The 20,002-nt window shown below is 64.3% G+C and carries 19 protein-coding genes and 1 pseudogene; 8 read left to right on the top strand and 12 right to left on the bottom strand.

The genetic code is table 11. The annotated features are described in order from the left end of the window. Positions 1 to 2: 2 nt before the first annotated feature. From AC0L2K_RS27345 to AC0L2K_RS27310, 8 genes are all read right to left on the bottom strand, one after another. Positions 3 to 2,915, bottom strand: coding sequence for a formate dehydrogenase subunit alpha (locus tag AC0L2K_RS27345; protein ID WP_473532868.1), 2,913 nt, complete (start codon positions 2,913 to 2,915; stop codon positions 3 to 5). Between the two features lie 7 nt (positions 2,916 to 2,922). Continuing rightward, positions 2,923 to 3,141 (bottom strand): formate dehydrogenase, encoded by a 219-nt coding sequence (locus tag AC0L2K_RS27340; RefSeq protein ID WP_473532867.1) that lies wholly within the window; start codon positions 3,139 to 3,141, stop codon positions 2,923 to 2,925. A gap of 33 nt (positions 3,142 to 3,174) precedes the next feature. Then, positions 3,175 to 3,846 carry a TorD/DmsD family molecular chaperone gene (locus tag AC0L2K_RS27335; RefSeq protein WP_473532866.1) on the bottom strand — a complete coding sequence of 224 codons (672 nt, stop codon included), beginning with the start codon at positions 3,844 to 3,846 and terminating at the stop codon, positions 3,175 to 3,177. Between the two features lie 103 nt (positions 3,847 to 3,949). Beyond that, complete coding sequence (locus AC0L2K_RS27330) at positions 3,950 to 4,651, bottom strand: DUF3306 domain-containing protein (protein ID WP_128166282.1); 702 nt, start codon at positions 4,649 to 4,651, stop codon at positions 3,950 to 3,952. Then, a complete protein-coding gene (locus tag AC0L2K_RS27325; RefSeq protein ID WP_091597656.1) occupies positions 4,648 to 5,160 on the bottom strand; it encodes a DUF3305 domain-containing protein in 513 nt (170 codons plus the stop codon). The genes AC0L2K_RS27330 and AC0L2K_RS27325 overlap by 4 nt, the downstream gene beginning before the upstream one ends. A gap of 13 nt (positions 5,161 to 5,173) precedes the next feature. Then, the gene (locus AC0L2K_RS27320; RefSeq protein WP_473532865.1) at positions 5,174 to 6,190 is read right to left on the bottom strand and encodes a DUF6352 family protein; all 1,017 of its coding nucleotides are present in this window, start codon (positions 6,188 to 6,190) and stop codon (positions 5,174 to 5,176) included. Between the two features lie 19 nt (positions 6,191 to 6,209). After that, the gene (locus AC0L2K_RS27315; protein WP_473532864.1) at positions 6,210 to 6,728 is read right to left on the bottom strand and encodes a DUF6505 family protein; all 519 of its coding nucleotides are present in this window, start codon (positions 6,726 to 6,728) and stop codon (positions 6,210 to 6,212) included. Continuing rightward, positions 6,719 to 7,456 carry a biotin/lipoate--protein ligase family protein gene (locus AC0L2K_RS27310; RefSeq protein ID WP_473532863.1) on the bottom strand — a complete coding sequence of 246 codons (738 nt, stop codon included), beginning with the start codon at positions 7,454 to 7,456 and terminating at the stop codon, positions 6,719 to 6,721. Before AC0L2K_RS27310 ends, AC0L2K_RS27315 begins: the two co-directional genes overlap by 10 nt. A gap of 100 nt (positions 7,457 to 7,556) precedes the next feature. On the opposite strand from AC0L2K_RS27310, the gene AC0L2K_RS27305 reads away from it, so the two are divergent. Further along, positions 7,557 to 9,596: a 4Fe-4S binding protein gene (locus AC0L2K_RS27305; RefSeq protein WP_473532862.1), complete on the top strand. Its 2,040-nt coding sequence runs from the start codon at positions 7,557 to 7,559 to the stop codon at positions 9,594 to 9,596. Between the two features lie 246 nt (positions 9,597 to 9,842). Further along, positions 9,843 to 11,078, top strand: coding sequence for a GGDEF domain-containing protein (locus tag AC0L2K_RS27300; RefSeq protein WP_287171350.1), 1,236 nt, complete (start codon positions 9,843 to 9,845; stop codon positions 11,076 to 11,078). A 9-nt stretch (positions 11,079 to 11,087) separates the two neighbouring features. Here AC0L2K_RS27300 and AC0L2K_RS27295 read toward each other — a convergent pair whose 3' ends face one another. Then, positions 11,088 to 12,374 carry a hypothetical protein gene (locus AC0L2K_RS27295; protein WP_473532861.1) on the bottom strand — a complete coding sequence of 429 codons (1,287 nt, stop codon included), beginning with the start codon at positions 12,372 to 12,374 and terminating at the stop codon, positions 11,088 to 11,090. Positions 12,375 to 12,483: 109 nt separating this feature from the next. Here AC0L2K_RS27295 and AC0L2K_RS27290 point away from each other — a divergent pair, with 109 nt between their 5' ends. Further along, the gene (locus AC0L2K_RS27290; protein WP_031254328.1) at positions 12,484 to 12,690 is read left to right on the top strand and encodes a DUF6494 family protein; all 207 of its coding nucleotides are present in this window, start codon (positions 12,484 to 12,486) and stop codon (positions 12,688 to 12,690) included. 42 nt (positions 12,691 to 12,732) lie between these two features. On the opposite strand, the gene AC0L2K_RS27285 is transcribed toward AC0L2K_RS27290, so the two are convergent. Further along, complete coding sequence (locus tag AC0L2K_RS27285; RefSeq protein ID WP_473532860.1) at positions 12,733 to 13,608, bottom strand: substrate-binding domain-containing protein; 876 nt, start codon at positions 13,606 to 13,608, stop codon at positions 12,733 to 12,735. A 99-nt stretch (positions 13,609 to 13,707) separates the two neighbouring features. Between AC0L2K_RS27285 and AC0L2K_RS27280 the strand changes: the two genes are divergently transcribed. The 5 genes from AC0L2K_RS27280 to AC0L2K_RS27260 are packed head-to-tail and all read left to right on the top strand — an operon-like array spanning position 13,708 to position 19,126. Then, positions 13,708 to 14,400, top strand: a complete 693-nt coding sequence (locus AC0L2K_RS27280; protein ID WP_473532859.1) for an ABC transporter permease — start codon at positions 13,708 to 13,710, stop codon at positions 14,398 to 14,400. 2 nt (positions 14,401 to 14,402) lie between these two features. Continuing rightward, positions 14,403 to 15,125: an ATP-binding cassette domain-containing protein gene (locus tag AC0L2K_RS27275; RefSeq protein ID WP_473532858.1), complete on the top strand. Its 723-nt coding sequence runs from the start codon at positions 14,403 to 14,405 to the stop codon at positions 15,123 to 15,125. Between the two features lie 35 nt (positions 15,126 to 15,160). Beyond that, positions 15,161 to 15,985 (top strand): ABC transporter substrate-binding protein, encoded by an 825-nt coding sequence (locus tag AC0L2K_RS27270; RefSeq protein WP_473532898.1) that lies wholly within the window; start codon positions 15,161 to 15,163, stop codon positions 15,983 to 15,985. A 50-nt stretch (positions 15,986 to 16,035) separates the two neighbouring features. Beyond that, positions 16,036 to 17,157 (top strand): molybdopterin-binding protein, encoded by a 1,122-nt coding sequence (locus AC0L2K_RS27265; protein WP_473514916.1) that lies wholly within the window; start codon positions 16,036 to 16,038, stop codon positions 17,155 to 17,157. 7 nt (positions 17,158 to 17,164) lie between these two features. Further along, positions 17,165 to 19,126, top strand: a complete 1,962-nt coding sequence (locus AC0L2K_RS27260; RefSeq protein WP_473532857.1) for a molybdopterin biosynthesis protein — start codon at positions 17,165 to 17,167, stop codon at positions 19,124 to 19,126. A 10-nt stretch (positions 19,127 to 19,136) separates the two neighbouring features. Here AC0L2K_RS27260 and mobA read toward each other — a convergent pair whose 3' ends face one another. Further along, positions 19,137 to 19,769: a molybdenum cofactor guanylyltransferase MobA gene (gene mobA, locus AC0L2K_RS27255; RefSeq protein WP_473532856.1), complete on the bottom strand. Its 633-nt coding sequence runs from the start codon at positions 19,767 to 19,769 to the stop codon at positions 19,137 to 19,139. Continuing rightward, positions 19,759 to 20,002: pseudogene (locus AC0L2K_RS27250) on the bottom strand (hypothetical protein); the annotation flags it as partial. The gene mobA and the pseudogene AC0L2K_RS27250, both read right to left, overlap by 11 nt.

Here is a 20,002-nt window from a genome sequence, read left to right as displayed (position 1 = left end):
GTTCACGCCGCAACGATCTGGCAGAGCGTGCACTTCGGCTCCTGCATGCCCGTCACCGGGTCGTAGCCGTAGGTGGTGATGCTGTTGACGCTCTCTCCCAGAACATATGGATCGGTGCCCTGCGGATAGTAGGCCCTGAGAGCCTTGCCCTGGAACCAGCCACCGAAGTGGAAGGGCATGAACGCGACGCCGCGGCCGACGCGCTCCGTGACCAGAGCCTTCACCCGCGCCCTCGCGTTGTTCTCGGCACCATTGACCCAAACCCAGGTCCCATCGCCGATGCCGCGTTCGGATGCATCGGCCGGGTTGATCTCGACGAACATCTCCTGCTGCAGCTCGGCCAGCCATCTGTTCGACCGCGTTTCCTCGCCGCCGCCCTCATATTCGACGAGCCGGCCGCTGGTCAGGATCAGCGGGAACGTCTTGGCGATGCCCTTTTCCACCGCCGCCTGCTGCACGCTGAAGCCTATGTTCGGCAACCGGAACTGTGTGGCGTCGGGATAGGTCGGATATTTTGCGACCAGATCCACCCTCGGCGAATAGATCGGCTCGCGATGGGTGGGTACCGGGTCGGGCAGGTTCCACGCTACTGCGCGCGCTTTGCCGTTGCCGTAGGGATGGCAGCCATGGCTGAGCACGACGCGCTGGATCCCGCCTGACAGATCCGTCGACCACGAGACCTTGTTGATGTCGTCGCCGATCTTTTCGATCACGGCGCGTTCTTGCGCCGTCAGATCCTTGTCCCAGCCGAGTTTCTTGAGCACGGCCATGGTGAACTCCGGATAGCCGTCGGTGAGTTCCGAGCCTTGCGTGTAGGAGCCTTCCGCCAATAGGGTCTGGCCGTTTCGTTCGACGCCGAAGCGGGCGCGGAACGGGCTGCCGCCGTCCATGACATGCAGGCCGGTGCTGTAAAGATTGGCCGTACCCGGGTGGCGGATCTCAGGCTTGCCCCAACATGGCCAAGGCAGGCCGTAATAGTCGCCGCCGACCTCGGGATCGTCCTTGGGAGCCCGCATCGTCACCAGGTCGAACTTGTGCTGGTTCTTCATATGCGCCTTGAGCCGCTCCGGCGACTGACCGCAATAGCCCGTCGACCAGCTGCCGCGGTTCATCTCGCGCAGCACGTCCTCCGGCACCGGACGGTCGCCCTCGACGGCTATCTTCTTGAACATCTTGTCGGCAAGCCCGAGCTTCTTCGACAACAGATAGATGACCTGGTAGTCGTCCTTCTGCTCGAAGCTCGGCTTCACGATCTGCTCACCCCACTGGATGGCCCGATTTGAGGCGACGCGCGAGCCTGACGTCTCGAATTGCGTGCAGACCGGCAACAGATAAGTGTTGTCCTTTCGCCCCGCCTCCACCGCCAGCGATGCCCAGGTGGTGGGATGGGGATCGGCGACGACAAGCAGCTCCAGGCCTGTCAGGCCTTTCATCGAATCCGGGATACGGGTGATACTGTTGCTGGCGTGGCCCTGAATGAACATGGCGCGCATGCTGTCGCGCTGCGCTATCTTGTCCTTGGGCAGCGAGACGGAATCGAACCACCTTGTCAGCGGTATGCCCGGGGTTTCCATGGCATCCTTCGAGTCGAACTGGCTCAGCAGGTCCTCGTAGGGGATCTCCCAAACGCGCGACCAGTGCTTCCAGGCGCTTTCCGTCAGCCCGTAATAGAAGGGCAGGGTGACCACATCGAGCCCGATATCCGTCGCGCCCTGGACGTTGTCATGGCCGCGGAAGATGTTCGCGCCCGTCCCCGGCTTGCCGACATTGCCGGTGGCGAGACACAGTATGCAACTTGCGCGTGTATTGGCCGTGCCAACCGTGTGGTGTGTCTGGCCCATGCACCAGATCATCGTCGACGGCTTCTGCGTGGCGAACATCTCGGCGACACGCTTCACCTGATCGCCAGGCACGCCGGTGATCTGTTCAACCTCCTCCGGCGTGTATTTCGCGACTTCCTTGCGGACCTCATCCATCCCGTAGACGCGCTGCGCGATGAATTCCTTGTCCTCCCAGCCGTTCTCGAAGATGTGCCAAAGCATGCCCCACAACAGCGCTATGTCAGTGCCGGACCGGAACCGGACGTACTCGGTCGCATGGGCGGCGGTGCGCGTGAAACGGGGATCGATGACAATCAGATTGGCCTGGTTGAGTTCCTTGCCTTCCAGCAGATGCTGCATCGCTATCGGATGCGCCTCAGCCGGGTTGCCGCCCATGATGATCATGGTCTTCGAATTGCGGATATCGTTGAAGGAGTTCGTCATCGCGCCGTAGCCCCAGGTGTTGGCTACGCCGGCGACGGTCGTCGAATGACAGATGCGGGCTTGGTGGTCCTGATTGTTTGTTCCCCACAGGGCCGCGAGCTTGCGGAAGAGATAGGTTCCTTCGTTGGAAAACTTGGCCGACCCCATCCAGTAGACGGACTCCGGGCCGGACTTTTCACGGATCTCGAGCAGTTTGTCGCCAATCCCATTGATTGCGTCGTCCCAGGAGACACGCTCCCACTGCCCTGCGGTGAGCTTCATCGGGTATTTTAGCCGGCGGTCGCTGTGTACGAGCTCGCGTACGCTTGCGCCCTTGGCGCAATGGGAGCCGCGGTTGATCGGGCTGTCCCACGAAGGCTCCTGACCGGTCCAAACTCCGTTCTGGACTTCGGCGGTAACGGTGCAGCCGACTGCGCAATGGGTGCAGACGCTTTTCTTCAGTTCTATAGGCACGCCCGGCTGCGGCGGACTGATGGCCGCCGCCTTCTGAACGGTGCCGAGCTGGAACGACCCGAGTGCAGCCATTCCGCCGGCCGCGAGACCGGAACGGCGAAGGAAGGTTCGCCGGTCGATGGGAGCGGAGGCGACCGTGCCCATCAGTGTGTGCAATCTTGTGCGGCTCGCCTGACCGCTCTTGCGCTTGGTCAGCATGGCGCCCTCATTTCTTCAACGTCTCATAACCGTTCACACGGTAGAATGCCTTGACGTGCTCGGTCTCGCGGTAGCGAGCCCTCGTCTCCTCCTCACCGGGATCGTAAGCTTGCGCTTCTCCTGGGGTGAGCGTCACGGCGGCGGCGGCCATGGCGGTAGTGGATGCGCCGCCGAAGGCGCGAAGGAAACTGCGGCGGTTCATTGCCGTCTGTTGCTTTTCCTGCATCTGCCTTCCTCCCTATGCGTCGACGCGATCAGGTCACGAGCTTGGTCGCGCCTCCATGGCAAAGCCTTCGGCTTCGATGTCGATGAAAATCCGCCCCAACGCGCCGACTGCCCGGTAAAACCTGGCCGAGGCCGCGTTTTCCAGATCGGCCAAGAAACGGCTCGCCCACGGCGCGATGTGACGTTCAAAGAAGTCCCGCTCCTCGCCGGCGGGAACCACGAAATGGGTGGCGGCAAAGCCGCTCATGATCTCGAACAGCGTGCCGAGATGATCTTCCGGGTCAAAATGACCGTCCGCGCGTTCAAGGCCGAGGCGCCTCATGTCCCCGCGCAGGCGGGCAAGCGGCCGTTCGTTGAGAAAGCCGGTCAGGTAGTAGGAGGCATAGGGAACGAGTTCGCCGCGCCCGACCCCGGTGAAGAGCTCGAAATACTCGCGACTGACGGCAACCGGAGAGGCTGAAGAAGCGGCCTGGCCGAGTGCGGCATGAGCCTTGCCGAGCGGGGTCTCGGCGTCGCCTCGCAGCCCTGAAAGCCGCGCCATGAGGTTTGCATCCGGAGCGGCCAGGAGAAGCGTGGCGAGCAGCGCGTACTCATCCGCGCGTGCGCTGTTCACGTCGTTGACGTCAGCATCTTCTACGCCGGGAACCAGAGCGTCAGCTCCGAACGACGTGCCGATTGCCTCCTCCAGGCGCAAGTCTGGGTTCATCTACTGACCTCGACCGTGCCCCTCAACGAGTGGGTAAAGTGAATACTAGTGCCCCGCCCGGCAATTGCAACAGCGACTGTGCCAAAATGGCAACAAATCCAGATCAGCGCGGCATGGCGCCGCCATGGCGTCGCTGGCGATCGATCGGCGATGATTCCGCGGCGCCGGCGCCGGCGCCTTCGTCGCGGTCGATGGCGGTCCCGGCGCCGTCGGCCGAAGGAGATTCGGGGTTTGCCGGTTCGATCGAACTGTCCGGCGTGACAGAATCCGACCCATCGGCTGAGGCGTTCACGCCCTCGTCCGCCAAAACGGCGCTGGTCGCTGGCGCCTTCTCCGGCGCCTGCGAAGCCATGGCGGCGGGCGCCGGATCGGTCGGGTTGCCGCCGTTCGACAGGAAATCCACGACAGCTTCGCTGGATGCTTTCAAGGGGCCGAATCCCGCCATGGATCCAGGGCTGTTGAAGTCCCAAGCATATTCGGAAGGCCCGATATGATCACGAATTGCCGGATCGAGCGACCACATCTTGCGCAATGCGGCGCGCTTCAACATTTTGGGCACGCCTTTGCGCAGGAAGGCTGAGAGATCGCTTTGAGCGGTCAGATCCTCGAGGCGAGGGAGGGGCTCGGCGGGCTCGGCGGCCTCCGGCTCGACAATTGCTGGTGCAAGCTGCTCACCAGTATCGGCTGGCGCCGCAACTTCGTCAGGCGAAAGCTGATCGTTCTGCGGCCCCGCAGTCGAACTGTAACGCGCCGCCTGTTTCAGGCGCGACCAGCGGGCGAAGACATTGTCGCGTCCCGCGCTCATTCGGCATCATCCGTCGTTCCGGAACGAGGGCCGCGCCTCGCCAGGGCATCAGGGTCCGCCCGATCGCGCTTGCGCTTGATGAAAGGACGCTCGACGTGATGCGTCTCGACAAAGGCGGCCAGCCATTGCTGAAGCTCGATCGGCATCGGCACGGCCTCGATGATGTCGGGGCCAGCCTCGGTCAGCGACTCGCCCTCGAAAGGGTCAGCGGTCACCAGGTGCAGCACAACTCCGGGTGGAGCATCGCTCGACCGGAGCGCGATCCACAGGCTAGGCCGCCCCGAACGGAGGTTGTCCCGGTACATGCCCGTGTCGCACCCGAAGAGCTCAAGCTTGAAAGTTCCGGCATAGAAGCGCGTCACGCCGTCTGATTCGTGCAGCACCGACCATGGCGCCGCGCTCGGCGCGCCCGCCAGCACGGCCACGGGAACCCAGACATGGTCGATCCACGGGTTGTCCAGAGCCCGTCGCTCGACGATCACCCCGACTTCCGCCGTCTCCTGCACCATGGCACCAATCCTCCTAGTTCACCGTCCCTAGGGCGCGAAACGGCAGGCCTGCGACAAGGTTCTGCGGCTTCATGCGGATCGTTCGGTCAGGGGTCATGGCCATTATGAGCCAGACGGGCCTGGCGCCCACCTGCGGCAGTACTTCGCCTGTGTCGGAGAAGGTGAGCCGGAACAGTGCAATCACGCGCTGTGCAGCCTCCGGGTCAAGTTCATCGCCGGCCCAGAGCGTGTTGCCGATGCGGGTCGCTTCGGCGTCGAGGCCGACGAACCAGGCCCAGTCCTCGTCCTCGATCCGCTCCACCGGCTCGATCTCCACGTCCACCGCAAGTAGATGGCGAACCCAGATCTCCATTGCTGTGGCAAGGCCGCGCCGGGTCGGACTGCGCGCGCTGCCCAGCTTGAGCACCATATCGAAAGCGTCGCTCCTGGCGAAGTAACGCTCGGCATTGTTCTCGTCGAGTATCTCCAGTTCGGTGACGGCTGGGCCACCAAGCATGTTCAGGAGTGGCGAGGCATGGCGGTTCTGTTCATGCAGCTCTATGGTTTCGGCATCGGCGAGAAGCACGGCGCCCTCGTTAGACGTCACCCGTTGCGGCCGATAAAACAGCTCCGCGGCTCGCACGACGCAGGCGTCGTGCTGACCATCCAGCGCATTGCGCAGGACGACCTGCGCAAGCTGGTTCATGAACAGCGGCGGGATAGTTTCGGCCGAGCCGCGCGCCAGCGCGAGATATGCGGCCTCGAGTGAGGGAGCGGCCAACACATGGTCGCGAAAGGCGATCATGAACTCCCAGTTCTCGCGCGCATCCGGGTCCTCCAGGGCGGCGATCTCCTGCTTCGCGACCGGCCGGCGCGGATGATGCATCAAAAGCTCGTGATGCAGGCGCAGCTCCGCCGGGCAGGCCGTTTCGGGAGGGAGAAGCTCTGGCCGCGCAAAATATGCCTTCAGAAAGGAGTCGGTCACCAGCAGGCGCCCGGCCTCATCCCTGTCGAGAAGGTGATGACCTGAGGAAACCCAGAAATCCTTCACTTCTGCCTCCCGGCCAATGCTAGGAGATCGAACTTTCCGTCGACTCCTCCTCGCCGTCGATTTCGACAAAGCGGAATGCCGTTGCCGGCTCCAGCCGGCTCGCCTTGCGATGCAGGGTTCGGAAACACTCGCGGGTGCCGGCCTGTTCGCTGGTGCGGCTGACCGCAATCAGCGTGTTTGGCGGGTGGTCGCACAGCGATTGCGCGAATTCTATCTCCTCTTCGGCGGCGGCGCGCGCCGTTTCGGTGTCCGGCGCACCGCATCGCACCACAAGCTGCTCGGCCAGCCGATCGACGGCCGCCGCGCGATCATGCACGGTCGCGTCCGTGACCACGACGAGGGTGGACCAGCCGAAGCTATCAATGCCGAGGAACCCGGCGCGGAACGCCTGCCGTTGCTTGCCGGAAAGCCTGGCCACATCGGCGCCGAAGAACAGGAAGGTGCCGGTCACCGCCCATTCGCCCGGTTCTGCAGCGCGCGAATAAACAAACGTATCCGATGGATCGAGGCGGATCGTTCGCGGCAGCTTCAAAGCCATGGCGTGCCCGTCGTCGGATCGAGCCAGGAGGGCCTGGAAAGCGCCTCGGGCAGGCTTCTTCGCTCGCGAAGCCCGTGAGAGGCCGTGTCGGAAATCAGCAGATCGCCGTTGCCGGCAAGCTCTGCATGCTCATCGCCCTTTCGGGGCAGCCGGTCGAGCCAGCGGCTGGCGACCGAACCGAAGCCGGTATCGCTCCATTCGTGGAATGTGGCCATCAGATGGCGGGAGAAGCTCGCAACGATCTCACCGGCATCGAGCGCCACGAAGCCGAGTTCGTCAAGCGCGCCAAGCAGCGGCCGCAGACCGGGCTCGCCGGCGCGGATGACGGCGGTGCGGATCATGCCGGAGAAGACGATCCAGTCGGGGATTTCGTTCTCCCGTGCCCCTTCCGGCCAGCCCAGGCGGGCGCCGCCGACGAGAACCCCGTCGACGCGAACAGTGTCGGGCCAGTCGAAGGTGATGGGCCGCGACGGCGGAGCATGGACCGCAAGCGCATCGGCAAGTGCGTTCATGCCGGCATAGATCGCGCGACGCGCATCCTCCAGCGGCTCTTCAGGCTCGAGCACCACTGCGAATTCGGCCAGATCGTAGCGGCGCACCCAGGCAAGCGTGCCTGCCCCTTCGTCTGCCGCAATCGCGCAGGCGTGCGCAAAGGCGTCACCGGCCTCTCTCAGCGGCACGAGGCTGTAAGGCGGTGGCAGTTGGATGTCGCTGACAGAGGGCCGCATAGGCCGATCCATATTTTGATGACGGCGACTGTAATTTCTTATAATACTTCCAAGCAAGAGGCGCTACCGCGTGGACAAGGAAGATGCCACGGGAGTCGGAATGAGCCTGGACAAACGACGCACGGTCCTTGTCTGCTCCTGCGAGCGGAGCATGCCACGCTTCGGCGCCAGCGTCGCCCGCGGATGCAAGGGCGCACGGGTCGAGGCGGGGGACCAGTTCTGTGGCGCGGAACTCGACCGGGTGCGCAGCGCCCTGAGCGGCGGCGAAGCAGTCACCATCAGCTGCACGCAACAGGCGCCGCTTTTCGGCGACCTCGCCGAGGAACTCGGTTTCGCAGGCGATCTGGTTTTCGCAAACATTCGCGAGACGGGCGGCTGGTCGCAGGATGCTGCTGCTGCCGGCCCGAAAGCGGCGGCTCTGCTCGCCATGGCGGCCGAACCCGCTTCGTCACCCGCGCTCGTTACCCTTTCGAGCAATGGTGTCGTCCTGGTCTATGGCTGCGACGCGACGGCGATCGATGCGGGCCGGCAACTCGCCGAAAAGCTGGATGTCACTGTGTTGCTTAGCCGTCCGCGCGATATCGCGCCGCACCGGGTCTGGGATTTTCCCGTCATGCAGGGAACGATCCGGCAAGCGCGCGGCCATCTTGGCGCCTTCGAATTGACAGTCGACGATTTCGCGGCGCCCAATCCATCTTCGCGCGATCGGCTTGGCTTCGGGATATCGCGGGATGGAGCGGTCTCGAACGCCGACATCGTCCTTGATCTCTCCGGCGGGGTTCCACTTTTCCCTGCTCATGAATTGCGCGACGGCTACGTGAAGGCCGATCCCGGCGATCGCGCCTCCGTCGCCGTTGCGATCGCAAGGGCAGCCGATTTGGTTGGCGAGTTCGACAAGCCGCGCTTCATCGATTTCTCCGCCGATCTGTGCGCCCATTCGAGATCGCGCATCACCGGCTGCACGCGGTGCCTCGATCTGTGCCCGACAGGGGCGATAGCGCCTGCCGGCGACCACGTCGCAATCGATGCGGAAGTGTGCGCCGGCTGCGGCAGCTGCGCGGCGGCATGTCCCACGGGTGCTGCCGCCTACGCCGTGCCGGATGCCGAGTCGCTGCTTCGGCGGCTGCGGACGCTTCTTGTCACCTATCGTGAGGCGGGCGGCCTGGATGCGATTGTGCTTTTCCATGATCTCGGCCATGGCGAGCCGCTGATCGACGCACTTGCCCGCTTCGGCGCGGGTCTGCCCGCAAATGTCCTGCCGGTCGCGGTGAACGAGATAACCCAGTTAGGGGTCGAGGCGTGGACCGCGCCGGTCGCCTGGGGCGCTTGCGCCGTAAGGGCGCTGTCGTCGGCCAAGCCAAGGCATGAGCTTGCCGGAATTGCGGCAAACGTCGCAATCGCCAATCTTTTGAGCCGGTCTCTCGGTTATGGCGCGGAGGTCTGCGGATTGATCGAAGCGGACGATCCCGACCTCCTCGCCTCGGCGCTCGACCTGATTACTCCAGATGTTGCGTCGCGGCGCCCGGCGGCATTCCTGCCGCTCGGCAAGAAGCGCAGCTTGCTGACGAGCACCATGCTCGAGCTGCATCGAGCCGCGCCGACGCCGGTCGACCGCGTAGCATTGCCTGCTGCAGCTCCGTTCGGCGGCCTGGACGTCAATGTCGAAGGCTGCACGCTCTGCCTCTCTTGTGTATCGGCCTGTCCAACGGGGGCGCTTTCCGATAGCGAACAGCAGCCGGCCTTGTATTTTTCCGAGAGCGCGTGCGTGCAGTGCGGCCTTTGCGCCGCGACCTGCCCGGAGAAGGTCATCACCTTGACGCCGCAGGTGGATTTCCAGGCATGGGGCGCTCGCAGCCGGGTCGTGAAGCAAGAGCAGCCGTACAACTGCATCCGCTGCGCAAAGCCGTTCGGCACAAGTAGCACTGTCGAGCGGATCGTCGCCAAGCTCGAAGGCAAACACTGGATGTTTGCAGGCGAGAACGCACGGCGGCTCGACCTTGTACGGATGTGCGACAATTGCCGCGTCGATGCGGCCATGAATGAGGGCTTCGATCCTTATGCCGGCCCTGGTCGTTCGCCGCCGCGAACCACTGAAGACTATCTGCGGGAGCGCAAGGCCTCGAGCGACAAGGCGGTCTGAGCCCTCGGTCTGAGCCCTCGCTTTGGACTGCCCCTCGACATAGGTCGGGTGCACCGCCTTGCCGGCGTCAAGCGGAGAGCCGGCTTCGAGGGTTGCAATCAACACGCAAATAAACGGTTTTAGCAATCAAATCTTCAGCATAGCGTTACATGCTTGCCGCTCGGCTGACCACCGGGTGGCTCGAATGGATGTATGGGAAAGGGGGGCCTCAGGGCCCGTCGATTGGTAGATCGAACGCACCTCGACATGCAGGACGATCCTGCCGTCACGGCGGAAGTTGAGCGACTTCTGGCGCAGCGCACGCGCGACATCCGGCTCAAAGGCGAGATCAAGCGCCTGTTTCAGGCACGTGTCTGGTCGCAAACGGCCAAGATCATCCGCGCCTGGATGACATGGGTGGCGTTCCTGGATGTCCTGACGCTGGCGCTCAACCTGGTGATGCTTCCAAGGTCGATCGCGCTATCCATGCTCTTGCCTGGCGCCATCATCCCTCCCGTCGCTGCAGCCGTGGTCCTTGTCTGGCGAAAACGGCGCCCGTCCTGGGTCCAGGGGGTTTCCCTGATCACAGGCATGTTCCTCATCCTGTTGTCGATCGTATTGGTCGGCGCAAGCGCCGGCGGCGAGTTCTACGAACGGCACTTGAACATCATGCTGTTTGTAGCGATTACCGCCATCATCATCTTCGGCGTCCCTCAGGCATGGACCGTGACGGTCGCGGCTTTGGCTCTCGGTCTCTATCTCGTCTTCCAGGTGCAGAACCCGGGCCTTGAGATTGGCAATGCGGTGGCTGCCACGTTGTTTTTTGCCAGCGGCATTCTCGCTACGGTCGCCGCGCGGCGTACGATGACAATTCTGGCTCAGAAGACTTTTCTGTTCGAGCTTCGAGACCGACACAGGGTTGCCGAACTGGCAGAAGCGAACGATCGGCTGGAGCTTCTGGCGAGAACCGATCCGCTGACCGGCGTCGACAATCGGCGCCGGATGACGGAAACGCTCGACCACGTCTGGGGCGGTGGCGGCAAATGCCCCGGCGGCGCCGCCATGCTGATGTGCGACATCGACGACTTCAAGAAGCTCAACGATCGTCTCGGTCATGCCGAGGGCGATCGTTGCCTCATCGAGGTCGCCCGCTTGATCCGGGAGAACGTGAGGCGCGATCGCGATCATGTTGCGCGCTACGGCGGTGAGGAATTTCTCGTGCTGCTTCCAAGTGTGAACGAGCAGGAGGCCGCCATTGTAGCCGAGCGAATTCGCGAGTGTGTGGAAGCTGCTCGTCTTCCTAACCCTGGATCCCGCGTGTCCCGCTATATCACCCTCAGCATCGGCGTGGCGGTCCAGGCGCCGGACCAGGCCATTTCGCCGGAGCAGCTCCAGCGCCAGGCCGATGAAGCACTCTATGTTGCCAAGCAGACTGGCCGCAATCGGGCGGTGTTCCACAGGCTGGAGTCATCGAGCCTTTTGGGCGCTCGGTCAATGCGGTGATGTCGAAGTTCAGTCCGTGCGTGTCTCGGCCTGAAGAAAGCGGATCAGGGCTGCCCGATCCTCGGCATTGCTGATCGTCTGTTCAGGCATCTTGGTGCCGGGGGTGTAGGCGTTCGGACCCAGCTCGAACAGCTCTGACACGGTTTCCGGTGTCCAGACGATGTCCATTTTCCGGAAAGCGGGCGAATAATGGTAACCCGGCACGGACGCTATCTTGCGCCCGAAAATGCCATGCAGCGTCGGCCCGGCTCGATGGCCATCGTTCGGGTCGAGCGTATGGCAGGCAACGCAGGCGCGAAATACTTCTGCGTCCGGATTGCCTGCGTATCTGGCCATCGGATCGGTCCTGCCTGCTGTAGCGGCTCCAAGGCGCTCGCCCGTCTCGACGTTCCATTCCCGCACCAGATGGTCGGCGCCGCCAGCCAGAAGCGTCTTGCCGCCAGCCGCGAACGCAAGCGACCATACCGCCACGCCGGAGGTGTCGAGCGTGCGGATGGTGGAGAGGCTGATGGCGTCCAGCAACAGGATTCCATCACCGATGCCGGCGACGGCGAGATAGTTCGCGTCTGGGGTGGCGGCGAGAGCAATCACCGGATTGCCCAAGACCGGAACTTCCAGCTGCACTTTGCCGCGCCGGTCGAGCAGCCGCAGCTGCCCGTCAGCACCTGCGACGAACAGGCGGTCGCCGGACGCTCTTGCTAGCGCGTTGAGCGGCGTCGGCATGATGGCCCGAAGCGGAGCCGCCCCAGCCTGGCTCGGCCAAAAGATGACTGTCGCGTCATAGCCGGCGCTGACGAGGGTTGCGTCCGCCAAGAAGGCGAGCGCATTGACGTTTGCACGATGGCCTTCGAGGACGCGCGCTGGCCCACCGGCAAGCGGCCAGAGCCGGACGGTGGTGTCCCAGGACGCCGAAGCCAGCATCGATCCGTCGGGTGACAGTTCGAGGTCGGCGACAGGCCCGGTGTGGCCCTCCAGGATGCGGGCCGGCTCGCCTCGACCGATTTGCCAGATCGCGATGCGACCATCCGTACCGGCGCTGGCAAAGCGCCCGTTTGGCAATGCAGCGACGGCAGTTACCTCACCTTCATGAAAGAGCAGCACGTCGCGTGCTTCGCCGGTCTCAAGCGACCAGATGATTGCCTTGGTATCAAAACTGCCGGTTGCCACCGTTTTTCCGTTCGGCGCCACGGAAATCGCCCGCACCGGACCGCCATGCCCGCGCAGTTCCGCACCATGTGCCGTCGCGCCGGCGAGGAAAACAGCAGCGAGCAAAGCTGTTGCGAGCGTCTTATGCATTGCGCATCATACGTTTCCGTGTTCCGCTGGCGGGCAGCGTCTTTGCCGGGGAACAGCATGCGATCGCGACCCGACCAGCCGCACAGTCCAAGCTATTAGAGGCAATCCTATGACTCAAAACATGGAAACCGATGCCTTCAACGTGTCGATGCGCAAGTTCCTGAAGCAGGTCGGCGTCACCTCGCAGCAGGCGATCGAAAAGGCCGTGGCGGATGCGGGACTGAAAGGGCAGGGGCGCCTGACCGTGAGGGCCGTGATCACGGCCGAACGCGCGGGTCTGCACCACGTCGTCGAAGGCGACATCGACCTTGGCTGAACAGGTTCGGCGGTGCGCCCGGCGCTCCATCGACACCCCACATCAATGGAAGAATCGGACCTGCCCGGCCGGGTCGGTGTCATAGCCCGTAAGTTCTGCGGCGCGCTGGGTGAAGCTGTCCTCAGCCATGAGGCGGATCAGCGCCTGGATCGAAGGCTGGAAATAGGTTCGCTGCCGCATCAGCAGATCGAAATTCTCCCACGCCAATGACACGAATTCGAGGCCGGCGGCGCGCGCGGCGGCGCGTGTGGCGATGCCGCAATCGGCCCTGCCGGTCCGGATCGCGGCAGCGAGTTCCGGCCCTGTCAGGCATGGCGGCGCGAGCCGGTTCAACCGCCTCTGGCTGGCGCCGGCGCGGGCGACTAGGACATCCAGCAGCATTTGGGCTCCGGCCCCGACCTGGCGCATCGCGATCTTGGCGCCGCTTTCTAGGACATCGGCCAGGCTGTTGAGCGATCGGGGGTTGCCCGGCGGCAGCAGCAGCCCTTGTTCGCGCCGCGTGAAACCGATCAGCACCGCATCGTGCAGCCGCGGCATGGCGCGCGCGGCCTCCACATTGGGGTCGGCGGCATCACCGTGGAAATGGATCGCCGCAGCGGCAATCTCGCCACGCAAAAGACGCGCAACGCCGCCTGCCGTCCCCTCGGTAAGCGAGGCGAGGCCAGAGCCCGCCTGACGAAGGCTCCATTCAAGCAGGTCGTCCTGGCTGCCGCCGACTATGGGCGGCGGCTCGGGCGCAATCATTCCGTCGGGACGCGCCAATCCCGACAGAACCCACCGGTCGAGCTCGTTACGCGGAAACAGCCATTTGCCCGTCACTTTGCTGCACGGGATGCTGTTTTTGGCGACCAGCTCGTAAAGCTTGCGTTCGCCAAGGCGCAAATAGTCTGCGGCTTCTGCAGTCGTCAGCAAATCCATCCTGCAATCTTATGCATATTCTTGCGCAGGTTCAATTGTTTGACGAATGCGGAGTAAATGCAGCAGAAATAGCAGGACGACGCAGCGCAGGTGAAGGGTATGTCAGAAGGCCTAAATGCATGGCAGCTTATCGCGAGTGGCGACGCGACGCTGATCTCGATAGTGCGGCTTTCGCTGACCATTACCCTGGCCGCCGTTGCAGTTGCGGCCGTCGTGGGACTGCCGCTCGGGGCGTTGCTGGCACTGACCCGTTTTCCGGGACGTTCCGCGCTCGTCGTGCTTGTCAACGGCTTCATGGGCCTGCCGCCCGTAGTCGTCGGCCTGACCGTTTACCTGCTGTTGTCGCGATCAGGGCCGCTCGGCGCGTTCGGCCTGCTGTTCACACCGGCCGCCATGGTCATCGCGCAGGCGCTTCTCGTCCTGCCGATTATCGCGGCTCTGACGCGCCAGACCACCGAGGATTTGTGGCGCGAATATCGCGACGAACTGACGGCGATGGGCGTCGGCCCGACAGGCCGGGTGGCGACGCTCTTGTGGGACAGCCGTTTCAGCCTGATTACCGCAATGCTCGCCGGCTTCGGCCGGGCGGCCGCCGAAGTCGGCACGGTCATGATCGTCGGCGGCAATATCGAGGGCTTTACCCGAACCATGACCACCACGATCGCGCTCGAAACATCAAAGGGAGACCTGCCGCTCGCGATCGGGCTCGGCGTCATCCTGATCGGCCTCATTCTTGCCATCAATGCCGCTGCCTGGGGCCTGCGATTGTGGTCGGAGCAACGGGTGGCTTGATGATGCGGGCCGCGCTAACCGACCTTCCTCTCGTTCTGGACCGGGTCTCGCTCAGCGCCGGCGCCACGACCATGCTCGACCGCCTGAACTTGGCGATTACTCCCGGTGCGCCGACACTGGTGCTCGGTCCCAATGGCGCGGGCAAGACGTCACTGCTTCGGGTTTGCATGGGACTTGCCGCGCCTTCCGCAGGAACTGTGAGCTGGGGTGGGCGCACCGATCGCGGCCTCGGGCGCCGGGCAATGCTGCTCCAGAAACCGGTGATGCTGCGCCGCTCCGTCGCCGCCAACGTGGTTTACGCACTGGCGCAAGCTGGCTGTCCGCGCCATCGTCGCGCGGCACGCACCGAGGAACTTCTCGATCGTGTGGGCCTTCTGGGCCTGGCGGCCCGACCTGCGCGGCGCTTGTCCGGCGGCGAGCAACAGCGCGTGGCGCTTGCCCGCGCACTGGCGCGCGAACCCGAGATCCTGCTGCTCGATGAGCCCACCGCCAGCCTTGATCCCGCTGCAACCCGCCATGTCGAGGAGATCATCCTGATGGCCTCCCAATCGGGTACCAAGATCGTCATAGCTTCGCACGATCTCGGCCAGGTGCGACGGCTCGCGGGAGATGTCGTCTTCCTCGTTTGCGGCCGACTGTGCGAGCACGCCAGCGCCGGTGATTTTTTCGATCGCCCCGCATCCGCAGAAGCTGCCGCCTTTACCCATGGGGAACTCGTGCTTTGACCGCGGAAATGGAGCTTCCAGTGCTGAACCGTCGACTGTTTACCGCAATTGCGATCATTTTGACTTTCCTCGCTTCCAGCGGCGCATCGGCCAGCGCACAGGAACAGTCGATCGTGGTGGCCTCGACGACGTCGACACGGGATTCCGGCCTTTTCGACTACATACTGCCTTTGTTCACCACAAGGACCGGAATCGAGGTGAAGGTGGTCGCGCAGGGAACCGGCCAGGCCCTCGACGCCGGCCGCCGGGGAGACGCAGACGTGGTCTTCGTCCATGCCAGGGAGCAGGAGGAGAAATTCGTCGAGCAAGGTTTTGGCGTGAAACGCTTCAATGTGATGTACAATGATTTCGTCCTGATCGGGCCCAGAGGCGACTCGGCCGGCATCAAGGGTTCGCCGGATATCGCAGTCGCCTTGACATCGATCCAGAGCAAAAAAGCTGTTTTTGTTTCCCGCGGCGACAAATCCGGAACCCACTTTGCTGAACTCGGACTCTGGAAGGCGGCAGGTGTCGATATCGCGGCGGTGGGGGACCCCTGGTACAAGGAGATAGGGCAGGGCATGGGCGCTGCGCTCAACACAGCCAGCGCCATGGATGCCTATGTGCTTTCCGATCGCGCCACATGGTTGGCGTTCAAGAACCGCGGCGAACTGGAGATCGTGGTCGAAGGCGATAAAAGGCTGTTCAACCAGTACGGTGTCATGCTGGTGAATCCCGCGAGGCACCCGAGCGTCAAGGCTGAACCCGGCCAACGCTTCATAGATTGGCTGATCTCGCCTGAAGGACAGCAGGCGATCGGCGAATACAATATTGACGGCCAGCAACTGTTCTTCCCGAACGCTGAGCAGAAGCGCTCCTGAAGTCGGTTGCAAAGCGGGTTGCATCTGCCCCATCATCGGACATGATGAGAATGCAGCCTTCCGTCGGCGCGCTGACCGGTCTCGAAGCGGCTCTCGCCGCACTCCTCGACGGAGTGGAGCCGGTTGCGCCCACTCTTTTGCCGCTTGACCAGACGCTTGGGAAGATCGGCGCCGCCATGCCGCCCCGGGCACGCGCGCAGCCCATCCGCGACACGGCAAGGACAGACGGCTGGGCGTGCCGCGCGCTCGATCTTGCCGGTGCGTCGGCCTATTCGCCGCTGCCGCTGACGGCAATGCCGGTCTGGATAGAGGCAGGCGGCGCCATGCCGGAGGGATGCGATTGCGTTCTCGATGCCGATCTCATCGATTGCAGCGGCCCGATGCCCCAGGCGCTCGATGAAGCGGCACCGGGCCAGGGCGTGCGACGCGCCGGCGAGGACATGGCGGCGGGCCGACCGCTCATCATTGCGGGGAACAGGCTGTCGGCCGCTGACCTCCTGACAGTGCGAAGCGCAGGGATTGGTGAAATTGCGGTGCGGATGCCGCAGGTGCGCCTGATCGATGTCGCCGCCCCGACGAGCGATACTTTCACGGCGCATTTTATCGCCGACCTTGCAAGAGCCTCTGGCGCGACCGTATTCGATATCGAAACGGTTGCGCGCGACGCCAGATCCGTCGCCCAGGCGCTTGGCAATGCAGCCGGCGATTTGATCATCCTGATTGGAGGCACTGGTGCGGGGCGCGCCGACGCTACAGCCGACGCGCTTGCCGCGCGTGGGGCGCTCATCGCCCACAACATAGCGCTACAGCCCGGCCGAACCGCGGCGATCGGACGGCTCGATGCGGTCCCGATCATTGCTCTGCCCGGCGCGCCCGATCAGGCTCTTGCCGCCTTTCTGGCGCTGGTTCAGCCGGCTATCGATCGCCTGACGGACAGGAGCGCCCGGCGACAGACGGTCCTGGCGCTGGAGCGGAAAATCTCGTCCACGGTCGGACTGGCCGAGATCGTCCTGCTGAACCAGCAACAAGACAGATGGCGGCCGCTTGCGATAGGCGATTTTTCGCTGGAGGCGATCCGCCTGGCGGATGCATGGCTTGCCATTCCAGGGGGCAGTGAGGGTTGGGCCGCGGGAACACCTGTCGGCGCCTTTGTGTTCGACGATCCCAGATGAGTCGGTGATGACCAGATCCACCCGCCCAGATACGGGCCAGGAACATACCGGCCAGGAGCAGTTCCTGACGGTCCTGTCGCGCGACGAGGCGCTCGCCCGTTTCGAGGCGGTGCTATTTCCCAGGACGACCCCGACCGAAGAACTGATGCTGGCGGATGCGCTTGGGCTGGCGCTTGCCGATGATGTCACGGCTCCGATCGACGTGCCGCCCTTCGACCGTTCGAACGTCGATGGTTTTGCCGTGCGCGCCGCCGACATCGCCACCGCATCGGAGGCGCTTCCTGCCAGGCTCCTGCTCAACCGCGAAACCATCGCCTGCGGTGTCGCCCCGCAAATCCCTGTGCTCGCAGGCACCGCCACCTCGATCGCGACGGGCGGGCCGGTGCCGCGCGGCGCCGATGCCATCGTCATGGTGGAGCACACACACCCAGCCGAAGGCGATGCCATCGAGGTCAGGCGCGGAGCCTCGCCCGGCCAGTTCATCTCGCATGCCGGATCCGACATTGCCCGCGGTGAGGTTCTGCTGCGCGCTGGAACGGTGATCGGCTCGCGTGAAATCGGCATGCTTGCCGCCTGTGGAATTGCGCTGGTGACGGTGGCGCGCAAGCTGCGGGTGGCGGTTTTGTCGACCGGCGACGAACTTGTCCAACCAGGCGACACCCTGCGACCCGCCGGCATTTACGACGCCAATGGCGCAATCGTCAGCGCCGCGATAACCGAAAATGGCGGCCAGGCGAGCTTTCTCGGCGCCTATCCGGATGACGAAGCCACGCTGGAAGCCGCCATGCGCGAGGCGCTGGCGGCGCATGACGTGCTGATACTGTCGGGTGGGACGTCCAAGGGCGCGGGTGATGTCAGCCACCGCATCGTGAACCGTCTCGGCGCGCCCGGCATCGTTGCCCATGGCGTGGCGCTGAAGCCGGGAAAGCCGCTTTGCCTCGCCGTCTGCGACGGCAAGCCGGTCGTCGTGCTGCCGGGATTCCCGACTTCGGCCATGTTCACCTTCCACGACATGATCGTACCCGTGCTGCGCCGCATGGCGGGCCTGCCGCCTCGGACCGAAGCGAAGGTCGCTGCAAAGGTCCCACTGCGCATTCAGTCCGAACTCGGCCGCACGGAGTTCGTGATGGTATCGCTGGTCGAGGGTGAGCAGGGGCTGGTCGCCTATCCCACCGGCAAGGGCTCGGGGGCGATAACGTCCTTTGCCCAGGCCGACGGCTTCATCAGCATCGAAGCTCTAGCCGACAATATGCCTGCCGGAAGCGAGGCGTCGGTGACGCTGTTCACCCCGCACGTCCGTGTTCCCGATCTCGTGGTGATCGGCAGCAACTGCACCGGCCTCGATCTTGTCGTGGGCATTCTGTTTCGCGCCGGCCTGACGGTGCGGTCCATCGCGGTCGGCAGCCTCGGCGGCCTGGCCGCGGCCAGGCGAGGCGAGTGCGATATCGCGCCCATCCACCTCTTCGATGCCAAGACGCAAAGCTACAATGCGCCGTTCCTGAGCGAAGGCCTCGAACTCGTGCAGGGATGGCGACGCATGCAGGGCATCGTCTACCGCCCGGGCGACCTGCGCTTCCAGGGGACCGACCCAGAGGAGGCGGTGCGAGCCGCACTCGCCGATCCCAATTGCATGATGGTCAACCGCAACCAGGGCTCGGGCACGCGTATCCTGATCGACCAACTGCTTGGTGCCGCGCGCACCGACGGATATTGGAACCAGCCCCGCTCGCACAATGCCGTCGCGGCGGCCGTGGCGCAGAACCGAGCCGACTGGGGCGTCACCATTGCGCCGGTGGCGCGCTCAGCCGGGCTCGACTTCATTGCGCTGAAGGAAGAGCATTATGATTTCGCGCTGGTCTCTGCCCGCAAACAGCGACCCGCGGTGCAGGCCTTCCTAACCGCGCTCGCTTCGCCTGAATTCAACGAGGCGGTCGAGCGCATGGGTTTTACCCGACCTGGCCAAGTGTGAGATATCCGGGTTAAGGGTCGGCAAGGTGCCCAACCAGCCGTTCGGCCTCGGCAAAATCTTCGACCGTGTTGACATTGAAGAAGGGATCCATCGGCTTGTCCGGCCAGGACTGGGTTGCAACCTTGTAGCGAGCCGTCCACAGGTCGATCTTGCGAACGCCCTCTTCGACCAGTGCATGGCGTAGCGCATCTCGCATCGCCACTTGCCACAGCCCGATGACAGGATGCGTCCGACCCGCTGACATCGCCACCGCCAGATCCGCAGCTTTCGCCATGCGCGCCCGATGCAGCCGTTCGACGAGGTCGCGCGGCAAGAAAGGACAGTCCGCTGCGACGCTGACGATCCATTCGACATCGGGCCTGTTCGCCGCGGTCCAGTCGAGGCCCGCAAGCACGCCGGCAAGCGGGCCCGGATAATTCTCGACCGGGTCGGCGACGACTGGTAGGCGAAAGCGGTCGAAGCGGGCAGGGTCGCCATTGGCGTTCAGCAACAGCCCGTCGCATTGCGGGCTGAGGCGCTCGAGGACACGCTCGAGGATGGTGAGTCCGTCGAGCCGACGCATCGATTTGTCGCCACCGCCCATGCGCCGGGCGAGCCCGCCGGCGAGAACGACGCCCAGGGTCGGCACCTTCTCATTCGCCATCGTCGGCTCCCTTGCGTCTGTGACGCGGTGCTTCCTCGTCGACGGAAGCGAGGTCCTGGTCGAAGACGATGCGGTCCGCGCCCGATAGCACGGCGAACCGCTTGCCGCGCGCCCGACCGACCAGCGGGGGGGCGGGGGGGGGGGGGGGGGGGGCGCCCGCGGCGGGGGGGCGGGGGGGGGGGGGGGGGGGGGCGGGGCGCCGGGGGGGGGGGGGGGGGCCGGCGCGCCCCGGG

Source organism: Mesorhizobium sp. WSM4817 (assembly GCF_055811135.1).
This window is presented reverse-complemented; position numbering and strand designations above follow the sequence as displayed.